The sequence below is a fragment of the Phytopseudomonas straminea genome (genome assembly GCF_900112645.1).
Classification (GTDB): domain Bacteria; phylum Pseudomonadota; class Gammaproteobacteria; order Pseudomonadales; family Pseudomonadaceae; genus Aquipseudomonas; species Aquipseudomonas straminea.
In genome coordinates, this window is the sequence record NZ_FOMO01000007.1 from 121,645 (window position 1) to 137,683 (window position 16,039).

Sequence of the window (16,039 nt, forward strand, 5' to 3'; positions counted from 1 at the left end):
GACACGAGCGCGGGGTATTCAGTTGCCGAATGGGGTCTCCGCCAGGCCGCGTACGCCGGGTTGCAGGGCGAATACGCCGCCGGCCAGTGGCTGATCGTCCAAGTCGCCGCCGGGGCGGATCGAGGTGACGAACAGGGTATCCAGGTTGGCGCCGCCAAAGGCGCACATGGTCGGCTTCTTCACCGGTACTTCCAGCGAACGGTCGAGGCGACCGGCCGGGGTGAAGCGGTGAATCAGGCCGGCATCGTTGCCGCAGATCCAGTAGCAGCCATCGGCATCCACCGCGGCGCCGTCGGGGCGGCCGGGGTAGTCGTTCATGTCGACGAACAGGCGGCGGTTATGTGGCGTGCCGCTGTCGATGTCGTAATCGAAGGCCCAGATAGCCTGCACTGAAGGGTGCGAGTCGGAGAGGTACATGGTGCGCCCGTCCGGGCTGAAGCCCAGCCCGTTGGGCACGATCAGGTCGTCGAGCAGCACGGGCAGGGTGCTTTGCCCGGCGCCGTCGTAGCGATACAGGGCGCCGACGCGGGCGCCTGCAGCCATATCCATCAACATGGTGCCGGTCCAGAAGCGCCCCTGGCGGTCGCAGCGACCGTCGTTGAAGCGCATGTTGTCGCGGGCATGGCTGACACCGATCAGGCGTTCGCCACGCAGGCGGCCGTCGTCATCGGCGCTGAGCTGGAAGATGCCGCTTTCCATTCCGGCCACCCACTTGCCATCGGCGCGCTGGGCGATACAGGCGAGCATCTCGTCGGCTTCCCAACTTTGCGTGGCGGCGTCTGCCAGATTCCAGCGATACAGGCGTTTGTTGGGGATGTCGGCCCAGTAAAGGGCCTGGTCACGCGCACTCCATACCGGGCTTTCGCCTACGGAGTTGCGCGCATCGAGAATCAGTTCGGCTTGCATGGGCATGTCCGACCTCTTGTTATTGTTATCGACGTAAGCCTTTTGGCTCAGTCGTCGCCGAATGGGCCTGCTGCGGTGAAGGCACCACCTTGGTAAATGGCGTTCGGATCATTGGTGGCCATCGGCGGCTGGGCCTCGACCTTGTCGCGAAACACTTCGGAAGTGTCCTTGGGCTCGAAACCCAGGTGTGCGGCATAGCGGTTGTCCCACCACACATTCTTGTTCGCGGAGGCTCCGTAGACCACGGTATGGCCGACGTTCGGGGTGATGAGGCTACGCTCGATCAGCTGGACCAGGTCGTCGTAGCTGAGCCAAGTACTCATCATGCGGCGGTTCAGCGGCTCGGTGAACGAGGAGCCGATGCGGATGCTTACAGTCTCGATGCCGTAGCGATCGAAGTAGAAGCTGGCCATGTCTTCGCCGTAGGACTTGGATAGGCCGTAGTAGCCGTCCGGGCGGCGAGGGCAGTTGGCGTCCAAGGTCTCGGTCTGCTTGTGGAAGCCGATGACATGGTTGGAACTGGCGAAGATGACGCGTTTGACGCCGTGGCGACGCGCAGCTTCGTAGATATGGAATACGCCGGCGATGTTCGGGCCGAGAATTTCCTCGAACGGACGCTCTACCGATACGCCACCGAAGTGCAGGATGGCGTCAACGCCTTCGACCAACTGATGGACGGCCTGCTTGTCGGCCAGGTCGCAGACCTGTACTTCGATGTGCGGGCCTTCTGCCGGCGCCATTTCGGCGATGTCGGAAAGGCGCAAAATCTTAGTCAGGGGCTGCAGGCGCTCGCGCAGTACCTTGCCCAGTCCGCCTGCTGCACCGGTGAGCAGCAGGCGATGGAAGGGCGGTTGCGCGTTGGAGGTGGTAGTCATCAAAGCGGTCTCGAGTTTGTTTTTATGGAGAGCTTGTTATCGGTTGTCGTATGACGTGAGAGGATTATCAACAGCCTCCGATTGTGCTGTCAACGCGACACATCAAAAAACCTCTGCAATCCGTCCGGCAGTGCAAAGGCGCCATCTGTTGCGCGGTTGTGATTGGTTTGCCGAGCAGGCTGTAGCCAGTTTTTGACTGCCGGGTCATGCTGCATTGAGGCCGCACCTCTGTTGCCAGTTGCTTTCATTCAGGCGACAACCACGCGCAAAAGATCAAAAAGGGGATGGTTTTAGTATTTGTCGTACGATAACGTATCTCTACAGCCAGCGGCTGCCTCTTTTTCTCCATGCGCTACAGGTATTCGAAGAAATGACCCCACAAGAATTAAAATCCGTCCTCTCCTCCGGTCTGCTGTCTTTCCCACTGACCGATTTCGATGCCCAAGGCGAATTCAATCCGCAAGGCTACGTGCGCCGCCTTGAGTGGCTGGCTCCGTACGGCGCCACCGCGCTGTTTGCTGCTGGCGGCACTGGCGAGTTCTTCTCCCTGGCCGCTGACGAGTACTCGTCGATCATCAAGACGGCCGTCGATACCTGCGCGACCAGCGTACCAATCCTCGCCGGCGTCGGCGGTTCGACCCGCCAGGCTATCCAGTATGCGCAGGAAGCCGAGCGCCTGGGCGCCAAGGGCCTGCTGCTGCTGCCGCACTACCTGACCGAGGCGTCCCAGGAAGGTGTTGCCGCTCACGTCGAGCAAGTCTGTAAGTCGGTAAAGATCGGTGTGGTTGTCTACAACCGCAACGTCTGCCGCCTTAACGCCACTCTGCTCGAGCAGTTGGCCGAGCGTTGCCCGAACCTGATCGGTTACAAGGATGGTCTGGGCGATATCGAGCTGATGGTGTCGATTCGTCGTCGCCTGGGCGACCGCTTCAGCTACCTGGGCGGCCTGCCGACCGCTGAAGTCTACGCTGCGGCCTACAAGGCCCTGGGCGTGCCGGTGTACTCGTCGGCGGTGTTCAACTTCATCCCGAAAACCGCGATGGATTTCTACCACGCCATCGCCAAGGACGATCACGCCACCGTCGCCAAAATCATCGATGACTTCTTCCTGCCGTACCTGGACATCCGTAATCGCAAGGCTGGCTATGCAGTGAGCATCGTCAAGGCCGGCGCCAAAATCTCCGGTTACGACGCAGGCCCGGTTCGTGCCCCGCTGACCGACCTGCTGCCGGACGAGTACGAGAAGCTGGCTGCACTGATCAAGAAGCAAGGCGCGCAATAAGCGTCTGACCCTGTCTCTCGAAAAGGCCGCTTTTACAGCGGCCTTTTTGCATTGTGGGGTAGGGGAGCTGCGAATGGGACAGCCAGCTCATAAAAGGCGAGACGTCTCATTCCACGACTCGCCCCACCTACCAACCGATAGGCTGTTCACCGTTGTGGGAGTTGGTCATGCCTGCGACGCGATTCGATGGGTGGTTACATTCCTTGGCACAACTCGATTTCCATGATTGGCAGCTGCAGGTTTGCTTGAGAGCGAGCGCGCACGACGCGCTCCCATAAGAACTTGGAATTCTGCGGCCTACCAATCCTTCAGCGCATTCCAATAATCCGTGCAATTGTAAAAACCGGTATCGATAGTCTTGGCTTTTTTATAGTTGTACGATAACGTATGACTTCATCTGGTCGCTAACGACCCCCAACGTTTTCTCCAAGGGTGTAAGAAGAATGACTCCACAAGAACTAAAAACCGTCCTCTCCTCCGGCCTGCTGTCGTTCCCGCTGACCGACTTCGACGCCGCCGGCGAATTCAATCCGGCCGGCTATGTCCGTCGTCTGGAGTGGCTGGCGCCCTATGGTGCTTCCGCGCTGTTCGCTGCCGGCGGTACTGGTGAGTTCTTCTCTTTGGCGGCTGATGAGTATTCGTCCGTCATCAAGACTGCCGTCGACACCTGCGCCAAGAGCGTGCCTATCCTCGCCGGCGTTGGTGGCTCGACCCGCCAGGCCATCCAGTACGCTCAGGAAGCCGAGCGCCTGGGCGCCAAGGGGCTGCTGCTGCTGCCGCACTATCTGACCGAAGCGTCCCAGGAAGGCGTCGCGGCTCACGTCGAGCAGGTATGCAAATCGGTGAAGATCGGTGTGGTGGTCTACAACCGTAACGTCTGCCGTTTGAACGCCGATCTGCTCGAGCAACTGGCCGAGCGTTGCCCGAACCTGATTGGCTACAAGGACGGCCTGGGCGATATCGAGCTGATGGTTTCCATCCGTCGCCGTCTGGGCGAGCGTCTGACCTACCTGGGCGGCCTGCCGACCGCCGAAGTCTACGCTGCGGCTTACAAGGCCCTGGGCGTGCCGGTTTATTCCTCGGCGGTGTTCAACTTCATCCCGAAAACCGCGATGGACTTCTACCATGCCATCGCCCGCGAAGATCACGCCACCGTCGGCAAGATCATCGACGACTTCTTCCTGCCGTACTTGGACATCCGTAACCGCAAATCCGGTTACGCGGTGAGCATCGTCAAGGCCGGCGCCAAGATCGCCGGTTACGACGCCGGCCCGGTTCGCGCACCGCTGACCGAGCTGCTGCCGGAGGAGTACGAGAAACTGGCGGCACTGATCGACGCCCAGGGCGCTCAGTAAGCTCCGGCGCTCGTTGCCCAAAAGGCCACTGTTTACGGTGGCCTTTTTGCATTGTGGGGTAGGGCGGACTCTGGTTTATCACCCGGGGCGAAAAGCTGAGCGCTTGTGGGAGCGGGCCATACCCGCGATGGGCTGATGGGACGCACCCTACACACCCTATTACCGCCGCTCTCTGGTTGCCGTCTGAGCGGCTGGTTAAGATGGGGGATCATCCACGCAGCTGCGGCCCGTCATGGCAAAGAAATCCTCTCGCGTTTCATCTTCCACGCCACTGAGCAAGGGTTCGAGCGTGACGCTGGTCGACGTAGCCAAGGTGGCCGGCGTGTCGCCGATCACCGTGTCGCGTGCGCTGAACCGCCCCGAGGTGGTCAGCGAGGATGCCCGCAAGAAAGTCCTCGAAGCTGTGCGGGTCACCGGTTACGTGCCGAACATGCTGGCCGGCGGCCTGGCCTCGAACAAGAGCCGGCTGGTGGCGATCTTCGTGCCGACCATCGCCCACTCGATCTTCGCCGAAACGGTGCAGTCGCTGATGGATCATCTGACAGCCGCCGGCTACCAGACCATGATCGGCCTCACCGGCTATTCCGCCGAGCAGGAGGAGCGCCTGCTCGGTGCCGTGCTCGGCCGGCGACCGGACGGTATCGTGCTGACCGGCACCCTGCACACCGAAGAGAGCCGGCTGCGTCTGCAGGCAGCGGGCATTCCGGTGGTCGAGGCGTGGGACCTGGGCGCATCGCCCATCGACATGCAGGTGGGCTTTTCTCACACCCAGGTCGGCCAGGCGATTGCCGATCACCTGCACGGCAAGGGCTACCGCCGTTTCGCCATCGTTTCGGTCGACGATTCCCGGGCGCTCAAGCGCAGCGCCAGCGTGGTCGATCAGCTCAAATCCCTGGGCATCTACGAGGTGCCCATGGCGGTGCTTGCCGCACCGGCCACCTTGCACAGCGGCCGTCAAGGGCTGAGCCAGTTGCTCGCCGAGGGGCATGCGCCGCAGGTGATCGTCTGCAGTTCCGACACCGTGGCTCAAGGCATCCTCGCCGAGGCGGCGAGTCGCGGTATCGAGGTGCCAGGGCAACTGGCAGTGATGGGGTTCGGGGATCTGTCCAGCGCGGCGCATCTCCACCCGGCTCTGTCGACCGTCAGCGTCGATGGTGGGCGCATGGGCAAGGAAGTGGCCAAGGCCCTGCTACAGCGGTTTCGTGACGAAGGTGAATCGACACCTGTGCGTCTGGATACGGGTTTCACCCTGGTCGAGCGGCAAACCACCTGATTCTTATCGGACAACTGACGACTGGTCGTGAAATGGCTTGAATGATTGCGCAATCATAGTAAAGTCATCGCTTGTAGCGAACTGGTTCGTGCCTCGCTCTTTGCTGGATTGATTGCGCAATCATCGATTGCGGTTCGGCGGGTAGGGCACCTTCAGCGATAAGGATAATAAAGCGTGAACAACAGTATCCGCACGTCCCTTCCATGCCCTTACCAGGGCAGCCTGTCCTTGCCCGCAACCAATGTCCCGAGACCTTACCCAGGTGTCGCGACGGCTCCTGCCACGGGCTAGCCGGCCAGATACAACTCCGTTTTCAAACTTCATGACCCCGCCCTTGGGCGGCTGGCGTGTTCGCACGCGCCTGTCAGCAATAAAAATAACATTGAGGTGAGATCTCCATGGGAGACACAAAGAAAACCCACGTCCGTTACCTGATACTGCTGATGCTGTTTCTGGTCACCACCATCAACTACGCCGACCGCGCCACCATTTCTATCGCCGGCTCCAGCATGCAGAAGGATCTGGGTATCGATGCGGTGACCCTCGGTTACATCTTCTCCGCCTTCGGTTGGGCCTACGTGATCGGGCAGATTCCGGGTGGCTGGCTGCTCGACCGCTTCGGCTCCAAGCGCGTATATGCCGCTGGCATCTTCATCTGGTCGCTGTTCACCCTGCTGCAGGGCTTCGTCGGCATGATGCCGGTGGCCTGGGCGGTGGTGACCCTGTTCGTGCTGCGTTTCATGGTCGGCTTCGCCGAAGCGCCATCGTTCCCGGGTAACGCCCGTATCGTCGCGGCCTGGTTCCCGACGGCCGAGCGCGGCACCGCATCGGCGATCTTCAACTCGGCGCAGTACTTCGCCACCGCGCTGTTCGCGCCGCTGATGGGCTGGATCGTCTATTCGTTCGGCTGGGAGCACGTGTTCGTGGTCATGGGCGTGCTGGGCATTGTCTTTGCCGGTATCTGGATGAAGACCATCTACAACCCCAAGGAACACCCGCGCATCAGCGCTGCAGAGGTCGAACACATCGCCAGCAATGGCGGCCTGGTCGACATGGATCAGGCCAAGGGCAGCGGCGGGCCGAAGTGGCACTACATCACCCAATTGCTGACCAACCGCATGATGGTCGGCGTGTACCTGGGCCAGTACTGCATCAACGCCATCACCTACTTCTTCCTCACCTGGTTCCCGGTTTACCTGGTGCAGGAGCGTGGCATGACCATCCTCAAGGCCGGCTTCATCGCCTCCTTGCCGGCGATCATGGGTTTCGTCGGCGGCGTGCTCGGCGGGGTGATCTCCGACTGGCTGCTGCGCCGTGGCAATAGCCTGACTCTGGCGCGCAAGCTGCCCATCGTCTGCGGCCTGATGCTGTCGACCAGCATGGTGCTGTGCAACTACGTATCGGCCGAATGGATGGTGGTCGGTTTCATGACCTTGGCCTTCTTCGGCAAAGGTCTTGGCGCCCTCGGCTGGGCGGTGGTCTCGGACACCTCGCCCAAGCAGATCGCGGGCCTGTCCGGCGGCCTGTTCAACACCTTCGGCAACATCGCCTCGATCACCACGCCCATCGTCATCGGCTACATCATCAGCGCCACCGGCTCGTTCAAGTGGGCACTGGTTTACGTTGGCGCCAACGCCCTGGTCGCGGTGTTCAGTTACGTGTTCATCGTCGGGCGCATCCAGCGCGTGGTGCTCAAGGACGAACACGGTCAGGCGATTGGTGAGCAACCTGCGCCGGCCGCGGCCACCTGAATCTCGTGCAGCCGTGCCTGCCCGGCAGGCCGGCTGCATCAGCTAGAGAACTATAAAAAGGATTAGCCTCCATGGACCTCATTCAACATCAGAACTCTCCGCGTTATATCCGCCTGCACCCCGACGACAACGTCGGGGTGGTGGTCAACGAGCAGGGCGTCGCCGCGGGCGGTCAGTTTGCCGATGGCCTGCAGGCGCTGGAAGGCATTCCGCAGAGCCATAAGGTATCGCTGGTGGCGATCCCCGAAGGCGGCACCGTGGTGCGTTATGGCGAGGTGATCGGCTATGCGCTCAAGCCCATCGACGCTGGTAGCTGGGTGACCGAGCAGGTGCTGCGCATGCCCGAGCCACCGGTGCTGGACAACCTGCCCAAGGCGACCATCAAGGCACCAGCGCCTGAGCCGCTAGAGGGCTACACCTTCGAAGGTTTCCGCAATGCCGACGGCACCGTCGGCACGCGCAACATCCTTGGCGTGACCACCACGGTGCAGTGCGTGGTCGGTGTGCTCGACCATTGCGTCGAGCGCGTGCGCAAGGAAATCCTGCCCAAGTACCCGAACGTCGACGACGTGGTGCCGCTGTCGCACAGCTACGGCTGCGGCGTGGCGATCAACGCACCGGACGCCGTGGTGCCGATCCGCACCCTCTACAACATCAGCCGCAACCCCAACCTGGGTGGCCAGGCGCTGGTGATCAGCCTCGGTTGCGAGAAGCTGCAAGCTAACCAGTTGATGGACGGCGACGCCCTGACCTGTGGTCAGGACGAGGAAGAATGGCTGTTCCGTCTGCAGGATTCGGGCACCGGTTTCGCCGGCATGATCGAACAGATCATGGGCATGATCGAGGACCGCCTGAAGGTGCTCGACCAGCGTCGCCGTGAAACCGTGCCGGCGTCCGAGCTGGTGGTCGGCATGCAGTGCGGCGGCAGCGACGCCTTCTCCGGCATTACCGCCAACCCGGCGCTGGGCGTGGCGGCCGACCTGCTGGTACGGGCCGGCGCCACCGTGATGTTCTCCGAGAACACCGAGGTGCGTGACGGCATTCATCTGCTGACCCCGCGCGCCGCCAGCGTCGAAGTCGCCGATGCGCTGATCCGCGAGATGGACTGGTACGACCGTTATCTGGAGCGTGGCATGGCCGATCGCAGCGCCAACACCACGCCGGGCAACAAGAAGGGCGGCCTCAACAACATCGTCGAGAAGGCAATGGGCTCAATCGCCAAGTCCGGCAACAGCCCGATCGTCGGCGTGGTCTCGCCCGGCGAGCGGATTCGCGGCAAGGGCCTTTGGTTCTGCGCCACCCCGGCCAGCGATTTCATCTGCGGCACCCTGCAACTGGCCGCCGGCATGAACCTGCATATCTTCACCACCGGCCGCGGCACGCCCTACGGCTTGTCCATGGTGCCGGTGATCAAGGTGGCTACCCGCACCCAGCTGGCCGAACGCTGGCCGGACCTGATCGACGTCGACGCCGGGCAGATCACCTCGGGGCGCATGAGCCTCGAGGAAATGGGCTGGCACATCTTCCAGCTCTACCTGGACATCGCCAGCGGCAAGCAGCAGACCTGGGCCGAGAAGCATCGCCTGCATAACGATCTGGTGCTGTTCAATCCCGCTCCGGTCACGTAACCGATAACCGGACACAGATGTCTGCCGCGGCGCGCTTGTATGCTTCGTGGCAGGTATCATCCGCGCTTCGAACCCATCACAGGAGAGCAGCATGAGTCGCCCCACCGTGCTTCAGGTTGGCCGTTTCCCGCCGCGTTTCAATGAGCGCCTGCAGCGTGACTATCAACTGATCCGCCTGTGGGAGCAGAAGGATTTCATCGCCGAACGCGGCGCCGAGATCGATATCGTCGTGACCTCGGCGCGCTACGGCTGCTCGGCCGAGCAACTGGCGCAGATGCCCAACCTCAAGGCCATCTGCAGTTTCGGCGTTGGCCATGATTCGATTGCCGTTGATAAGGCCAAGGCCCGTGGCATCGTCATCAGCACCACGCCGGACGTGCTAAACGAATGCGTCGCCGACACGGCCATTGGCCTGGTGATCGACACCGCTCGGCAGTTCGCCGCCTCCGACCAGCACGTGCGCCAGGGTAAATGGTTCAAGGGCCAGTACCCGCTGACCCGCAAGGTCAGTGGCAAGAAGCTGGGCATCGTCGGCTTCGGGCGGATCGGCAAGGAAATCGCCAAGCGCGCCGCGGGGTTCGACCTGGACATCCGCTACCACAACCGCCGGCCTGACCCGAGCACCGATTACGGTTACGAGGCCGACCTCAAGGCACTGGCAAGCTGGGCCGACTTTCTGGTGCTGGCCTGCCCGGGCGGTGCGTCCACCCATCACCTGATCGACGCCGAGGTGCTCGCCGCCCTGGGTGCTGAAGGCATTCTGGTCAACATCTCCCGCGGTAGTGTGGTGGACGAGCAGGCGCTGGTCGCCGCACTGCAGGCCGGCACGCTCGGCGGCGCAGGGCTGGACGTCTTCGAGGACGAGCCGCGGGTGCCCGAGGCGCTGTTCGCCATGCCTAATGTGGTGCTGTTGCCCCACGTGGGCAGCGCCACCGAGGAAACCCGTCTGGCCATGGAGAACCTGGTATTCGATAATCTCGATGCCTTTATTGAGCGCGGTGAGCTAATCACCCCGCTCTGACCGAATAGGCGAGCCGCGCAGGCGACTTTCGCTTATACGCGCCGGGCCACAAGCCCGAACGCGGTTTCTACCCTCGAGCAACACCCGGTGCGCCACAAGCGCACCGGTTCTCTAAGCCACCGTGGCCTCACGCTTTGCAATGAACGCCGTCATCAGCTGATTGCCATCGAGAATGTCGGTGCAGATAGCCTGGCGTGCCGCCTCGCCATCACCCTTCTGCAGGGCATGGAAAACCTCCCAGTGATGCTCGATCGCCATGCGCTCGTTGAAGTCGCCATAGGCCAGGGCGATCAACGGGCCGGTGCGCATCCACAGGCTGTCGAGCACATCGCGCAGCAGTGGCATATCGGCGATTTCGGCCAGGGCGAAGTGGAACGCCTGATTGAGCTTCAGTGCCGCGATCAGGTCGCCGTCGTGCACGGCTTTCAGGTTGTCGCGGATATTGCGCTCGAGCATCTGCAACTGTTCAGCGCTCACCTTGGCGGCTGCGGTTTCGGCGGCCAGGCCTTCGAGCGCCAGGCGGATGTTGCGGATTTCTGCGTATTGCGCCTGGCTCAGTACCGGCACGCGGATGTCGCGCGGGGTCTTCAGGATCAGCGCCTTTTCCTTCGCCAACTGCAGGATCGCATCGCGTACCGGCGTGACGCTGGTACCCAACTGCTCGGCCAGGTCGCGGATGCGTAGGCGGTCGTCCGGCTGGAAACGGCCGGTGATCAAGGCCTCGCGCAGCAAGGCATAAACGCCACTACCCAGGTAGGTGTGGCTGAGACCGTCGATGGGGTATTTCATGGTGGTGACTTCCAGGGCGCAGGCCAGGTGATTCTACCGTGCGGCGCCTCACACGTGCTGGCCACCGTTGACGTGAATTTCTGCGCCATTGACGTAAGTCGCCCCGGACGTGCAGAGAAAATACACCAGCGAGGCGACTTCCTCGGGTTTGCCCAGGCGATGCATGGGAATGTCGCGCTCGACGATCTGCTCGGTACCTGACGAAAGGATCGAGGTATCGATTTCGCCCGGCGCGATGGCGTTGACGCGCACCCCGTGGCAGCCGAATTCGTGGGCCATCTCGCGGGTCAGTGCCGCCAGCCCCGCCTTGGAGGCGGCGTAGGCGGAACCGGCGAAAGGATGCACCCGTGACCCGGCGATGGAGGTGACGTTGATGATGCTGCCCTGGGCCGCCTTCAGTTCCTCGAACAGCCCGCGGGCGAGCAGGGCGGTGGAAAACAGGTTGACGTTGAACACCTGGGTCCAGATGGCGTAGTCACTGCCCAGCACGCCCAGGCGCTCGCCCTTGCTGCCTTTGGGCGACACGCCGGCGTTGTTGACCAGTGCATCCAGCCGCCCGCCGAGCTTCTCGCGGATCAGCGGCAGGCTCTCCTGCAAGTGCTCGATGTCCTCGAGGTCCAGGTGAATATGGTTGAGCTTGCCCTCGGCCCAGGGGCATTCGCTGACCCAGTCATGACGCGAGGCGGTGAAGATGCGCCAGCCCGCCGCGTTGAAGTGTTTGACCGTCGCATGGCCGATGCCGCGGCTGGCGCCGGTCAGCAGCAGGGTTTTCTGATCGCTCATGGCATATCTCCGCAGGAGTGGGCTTGCGCAAGCACTGTAGCTGGGCAAATCATCGCTCAATGAAAAATATGATGCATCATATTTTTCTGAGTGCTTTAATGATGTTGCCGTGTACGCCAATAACAACAAATAGATGGCCTGGTGGATCTGCTCAGCTCTTCAGCGCCGTGCCAGTGGTTCTTGTCGGTAAAGCACCGGTGTTTCTTCCTTGAAGCTGCCCTTACCCAACCAGAGCCCCGGCTCTGCCAGGAGCAACCCTCAATGTTCAAGAAAACCGCACTACTGATCGCCTTCACCTGCAGCGCCGCCACGTTGCAAGCGGCTGACAAACTCGCCGTGGTTTCCTTTGGCGGTGACAACAAGGTGGTTCAGGAAACCGCGTTCTACAAACCCTTCGAGGCGCGCGAGAAGGTGCGCATCGAAGCGTCCGCGTACAACGGCGAGATGGCCAAGATCAAGGTCATGGCCGACACCGGGCAGGTTTCCTGGGACGTCGTTGAAGTGGAGACCCCGGAACTGATCCGTGGTTGCAGTGAAGGGCTGTTCGAGCCGCTGGACTGGGCGAAGATCGGCAAGCGTGAGGATTTCATTCCCGAAGCGGTGAGCGATTGCGGCGCCGGGATCTTCATCTGGTCGACGGTGCTGACCTACGACAGCAGCAAGCTCAAGGGCGCCCCCACGGGCTGGGCGGATTTCTGGGATGTGCAGAAATTCCCGGGCAAGCGCGGCCTGCGCCGCGGCGCCAAGTTCACTCTGGAGTTCGCCCTGCTTGCCGACGGCGTGGCGCAGGCCGATCTGTACAAGGTGCTGGGCACCGAAGAAGGCGTCGAGCGGGCGTTCCGCAAGCTCGATCAGCTCAAGCCCAACATCCAGTGGTGGGAAGCCGGCGCGCAGCCGCTGCAATGGCTGGCCGCCGGTGACGTGGTGATGACCTCGGCCTACAACGGCCGCGTGACCACCGCACAGAAGGAGGGCCGCGACTTCGTCATGCAATGGAATGGCAGCCTTTACGACCTCGATCACTGGGCCATCGTCAAGGGCAGCAAGAACAAGGGACTGGCCGAGAAGTTCATCGCCATGGCCAGTACGCCCGAGTTGCAGAAGGTCTATGCCGAGGGCATTCCCTATGGCCCGACCAATACCCACACCATGGTGCTGATCGACCCGGCCATACAGGGCAGCCTGCCGACGGCGCCGCAGAACCTCAAGCACGCCCGCGCAATGGATATCGAGTTCTGGATCGACCATGGCGAAGACCTGGAGCAGCGTTTCAACGCCTGGGCCAGCAAATAAAAGAGGTAACAGGCCCCAGGAGTGGCAGCGGGCCATGCCCGCTGATTACGGCATGGCCGGTTCGCTCCCTGGGGCTGCCCTTGTGACAACAGGCAGTACATGAATTTAACGATGGCCAGATCCTGGCGGAGTGTATCGATGTGTCGCTGAATACCCAGGTTGTGCATGATCCCTTACTGCAGGCGCAGCCGGCGCAGGTCAGCGCGGTGCGCGCCGGTATCATCGCCAGCGAAAGCTTTGGTGTGCTGGGCAGCGTTCGCCCGTTGGCCGGTGAACGCGACCTGAATTTCCAGCTCGCCTGTGCGGACGATACGTCCTATCTGCTGAAGATTTCCCATCCGCTGGAAAATCCGCAGGTGGTGGATTTCCAGAACCAGGCGCTGCTGCAGATCCAGCGCGCCGATCCCGAGCTGCCGGTGCAGCGTGTGTATGCCGCGCGTGACGGTCGCTACCAGGCCGCCGTCGATATCGATGGCCAGACCATGCTGGTGCGTCTGCTGTCGTTCGTCGAAGGCCTGCCTCTGCATCAGGTCAGCGCGTGCAGCGTCTTACTGCGCCAGAACCTGGGCGACGCCATGGCGCGGCTCGACAGGGCGCTGGCCGACTTCCGACATCCGGCAGGGGGGCACGAGCTGCTTTGGGACATGCAGCAAGCCGCCCGGCTGCGGCCACTGCTGGCGCATATCGATGACCAGCCGTTGCGCGCGCTGGTGGGCGAGGCGCTGGATGCCTTCGAAACGCGGGCGTTGCCGCGTTATCCGACGTTGCGCCGTCAGGTGATCCACAACGATCTCAACCCTCACAATGTCATCGTCGACCGGCAGCAGCCGGAGCGTGTGCTGAACATTCTCGATTTCGGCGATATGGTCGAGGCGCCGTTGATCAACGAGGTCGGCGTGGCGGCGGCCTATCAACTGGGCCGCGGGGGGGACGTGCTGGCGCCAGCGCTGGACTTCGTGGCCGCCTATCATCGTGGCAACCCATTGCAGGAAGACGAGCTGGATATTCTCGGCGAGTTGATCGCCACGCGGCTGGTGATGACCATCGCCATCACCGCCTGGCGAGCCAGCCTGCACCCGGAAAATCGCGACTACATCCTGCGCAACGTGCCTCAGGCCAGCGCCAGCCTGCGCGGGCTGGCGGCCATCGAACCGGCGCGGGTGCGCCAACGAATCCATCAAGCCTGCCGGGGAGCCTTGCAGCCATGAACATGATCAACGGGTTCAGCGCGGCGGATGCCGAACGGCTGACTGAAAAGGAGCGCAGCCTCATCGAGCGCCGCAAGCGGCTGCTCGGCCCGGCCTACCGATTGTTCTACGAGCGTCCGCTGCACACAGTGCGCGGCGAGGGCGTATGGCTTTTCGACGCGGCGGGCCGTCGCTACCTGGACGCCTACAACAACGTGGCTTCCATCGGCCATTGTCACCCGCGGGTGGTGCAGGCGATTGCCGAGCAGGCCGCGGTGCTCAATACCCACACCCGATACCTGCAGGAAGGCATTCTCGATTATGCCGAGCAATTGCTGGCGACCTTCCCGGCCGGGCTCGAGCAGGTGATGTTCACCTGCACGGGCAGCGAGGCCAATGACCTGGCGTTGCGCATCGCCCGCCATTACACCGGCGGCACCGGAGTGATCATCACCCGTTTCGCCTACCACGGGGTGACCGGCGATATTTCCGCGCTGTCGCCATCGCTAGGCGCCAGTATCCAGCTTCCTGCCCATGCCCGTACCGTGCGCGCTCCGGATGTCTATCGCCTCGGGCCCGAGGCGGGCAAGCTGTTCGCCCAAGACGTGCGTGCCGCCATCGCCGATCTGCGCGCCCACGGCATCAAGCCGGCGGCGCTGCTGGTCGACGGCATCTTCGCCAGCGATGGCATCTTCGCAGGGCCCGAAGGCTGTATCGCCGAAGCGGTCGCGGTCGCCCAGGCAGAGGGGCTGCTGTACATCGCCGATGAAGTGCAGAGTGGCTTCGCTCGCACCGGCTCGCATATGTGGGGCTTCCAGCGCCACGGCGTGCAGCCGGATCTGGTCAGCCTCGGCAAACCGATGGGCAACGGCCAGCCCATCGCCGGCGTGGTGGTGCGCCCCGAGGTGCTCGAGCCCTTTGGTCGCAGCATGCGCTACTTCAACACTTTTGGCGGTAACCCGGTGTCCTGCGCCGCCGGCCAGGCCGTGCTCGACGTGATCCGCGACGAGGGCCTGTTGCAGCGCTCGGCACGGATCGGCGACTACCTGCTGGCCGGCATAAGCCGTCTGGCCGGGTGCCACGAACTGATTGGCGATGTGCGCGGAGCGGGGATGTTCATCGGCGTCGAACTGGTCAGTGATCGGGCCAGCAAGGCGCCGGCGGCCGAGCAGGCCAAGCGGGTGGTCAACGGCATGCGCGAGGGCGGCGTGCTGATCAGCGCAGCCGGGCCGCTGGAGAACATCCTGAAGATTCGGCCTTTGCTGGCATTCGAGCAGACGCATGCGGATCTGTTGATCGATGCATTGGATGAGGCCTTGCAGACCTTGGTGTGAGCCGCTCAGGCCCGCCGAAGGAATTCGGCGGGCACCGCCTCGGTCAGCCAGACGCCGTTGTCGGCCTGGAAGAACATGAAGCCCTGCGCGTGCATGCGCAGCGCGTCGACTTCGAGAATCACCGGGCTACCGTAGCGTTGACCGACCTGCAGGGCAGTTTCCATATCCCGAGACAGGTGCACATGATGGCGCGCTCCGGCGATCAGGCCCTGGCCTTCGATGGACTCCAGAAAGCGACTGGCGGTGCCGTGGTAGAGGCGCTCGGGTGGCTGTTTCCGTACGTGCTGGAGCTGCACCTGAGCGGTCGAATGACCTTGCGCAGCGCGGATCCTGCAGCCGTCAGCGGACAGGCTGAAGCGCTTCTTGTCGCTGCTGGCAACCACGTCTTCGATGGTTTCGATATCCAGCGCGCGACCGCTGCGGGCGGCACCCTCGATCAGTGCGTCGATGTCGGCCCAGCCTTCGCTATCGAGCTGCAGACCTATGGCTTGGGGCTCATGACGCAGCACGTAGCTGAGGAATTTGCTGGTTTCGTCGCGGCTCATCTTTTAATTACGTCCAT

14 protein-coding genes are annotated in these 16,039 nt (G+C 62.6%); 9 read left to right on the forward strand and 5 right to left on the reverse strand.

The features are described 5' to 3' along the window. Window positions 1-18 precede the first annotated feature (18 nt). Window positions 19-906, reverse strand: a complete 888-nt coding sequence (locus tag BM279_RS17405; protein WP_093505910.1) for an SMP-30/gluconolactonase/LRE family protein — start codon at window positions 904-906, stop codon at window positions 19-21. Between the two features lie 47 nt (window positions 907-953). Then, window positions 954-1,781: an NAD-dependent epimerase/dehydratase family protein gene (locus tag BM279_RS17410; protein WP_093505764.1), complete on the reverse strand. Its 828-nt coding sequence runs from the start codon at window positions 1,779-1,781 to the stop codon at window positions 954-956. A 370-nt stretch (window positions 1,782-2,151) separates the two neighbouring features. Between BM279_RS17410 and kdgD (BM279_RS17415) the strand changes: the two genes are divergently transcribed. The 6 genes from kdgD (BM279_RS17415) to BM279_RS17440 all read left to right on the forward strand — a co-directional run bounded on the left by kdgD (BM279_RS17415) (window position 2,152) and on the right by BM279_RS17440 (window position 10,091). Further along, window positions 2,152-3,063 carry a 5-dehydro-4-deoxyglucarate dehydratase gene (kdgD, locus tag BM279_RS17415; protein ID WP_093505766.1) on the forward strand — a complete coding sequence of 304 codons (912 nt, stop codon included), beginning with the start codon at window positions 2,152-2,154 and terminating at the stop codon, window positions 3,061-3,063. A gap of 443 nt (window positions 3,064-3,506) precedes the next feature. After that, window positions 3,507-4,418, forward strand: coding sequence for a 5-dehydro-4-deoxyglucarate dehydratase (gene kdgD, locus BM279_RS17420; RefSeq protein WP_093505768.1), 912 nt, complete (start codon window positions 3,507-3,509; stop codon window positions 4,416-4,418). A gap of 232 nt (window positions 4,419-4,650) precedes the next feature. Then, window positions 4,651-5,691, forward strand: a complete 1,041-nt coding sequence (locus tag BM279_RS17425; protein WP_093505770.1) for a LacI family DNA-binding transcriptional regulator — start codon at window positions 4,651-4,653, stop codon at window positions 5,689-5,691. 398 nt (window positions 5,692-6,089) lie between these two features. Next, window positions 6,090-7,442 carry an MFS transporter gene (locus tag BM279_RS17430; RefSeq protein WP_093505772.1) on the forward strand — a complete coding sequence of 451 codons (1,353 nt, stop codon included), beginning with the start codon at window positions 6,090-6,092 and terminating at the stop codon, window positions 7,440-7,442. Window positions 7,443-7,513: 71 nt separating this feature from the next. Next, window positions 7,514-9,070, forward strand: a complete 1,557-nt coding sequence (garD, locus tag BM279_RS17435) for a galactarate dehydratase (RefSeq protein WP_093505774.1) — start codon at window positions 7,514-7,516, stop codon at window positions 9,068-9,070. Between the two features lie 91 nt (window positions 9,071-9,161). After that, window positions 9,162-10,091 (forward strand): 2-hydroxyacid dehydrogenase, encoded by a 930-nt coding sequence (locus tag BM279_RS17440; protein WP_093505776.1) that lies wholly within the window; start codon window positions 9,162-9,164, stop codon window positions 10,089-10,091. Between the two features lie 111 nt (window positions 10,092-10,202). Here BM279_RS17440 and BM279_RS17445 read toward each other — a convergent pair whose 3' ends face one another. Next, window positions 10,203-10,880: a GntR family transcriptional regulator gene (locus tag BM279_RS17445; RefSeq protein ID WP_093505778.1), complete on the reverse strand. Its 678-nt coding sequence runs from the start codon at window positions 10,878-10,880 to the stop codon at window positions 10,203-10,205. A 48-nt stretch (window positions 10,881-10,928) separates the two neighbouring features. Further along, window positions 10,929-11,663 (reverse strand): SDR family NAD(P)-dependent oxidoreductase, encoded by a 735-nt coding sequence (locus BM279_RS17450; protein WP_093505780.1) that lies wholly within the window; start codon window positions 11,661-11,663, stop codon window positions 10,929-10,931. A gap of 261 nt (window positions 11,664-11,924) precedes the next feature. Between BM279_RS17450 and BM279_RS17455 the strand changes: the two genes are divergently transcribed. The 3 genes from BM279_RS17455 to BM279_RS17465 all read left to right on the forward strand — a co-directional run bounded on the left by BM279_RS17455 (window position 11,925) and on the right by BM279_RS17465 (window position 15,477). Beyond that, window positions 11,925-12,956, forward strand: a complete 1,032-nt coding sequence (locus tag BM279_RS17455; protein WP_093505782.1) for an ABC transporter substrate-binding protein — start codon at window positions 11,925-11,927, stop codon at window positions 12,954-12,956. A 140-nt stretch (window positions 12,957-13,096) separates the two neighbouring features. Beyond that, on the forward strand, window positions 13,097-14,164 hold the full coding sequence (locus BM279_RS17460) for a phosphotransferase (RefSeq protein WP_093505784.1): 1,068 nt from the start codon (window positions 13,097-13,099) through the stop codon (window positions 14,162-14,164). Beyond that, window positions 14,161-15,477, forward strand: coding sequence for an aspartate aminotransferase family protein (locus BM279_RS17465; RefSeq protein ID WP_093505786.1), 1,317 nt, complete (start codon window positions 14,161-14,163; stop codon window positions 15,475-15,477). The genes BM279_RS17460 and BM279_RS17465 overlap by 4 nt, the downstream gene beginning before the upstream one ends. 5 nt (window positions 15,478-15,482) lie before the next feature. On the opposite strand, the gene BM279_RS17470 is transcribed toward BM279_RS17465, so the two are convergent. After that, window positions 15,483-16,022, reverse strand: coding sequence for an RNA 2'-phosphotransferase (locus BM279_RS17470; RefSeq protein WP_093505788.1), 540 nt, complete (start codon window positions 16,020-16,022; stop codon window positions 15,483-15,485). Between the last annotated feature and the right edge of the window lie 17 nt (window positions 16,023-16,039).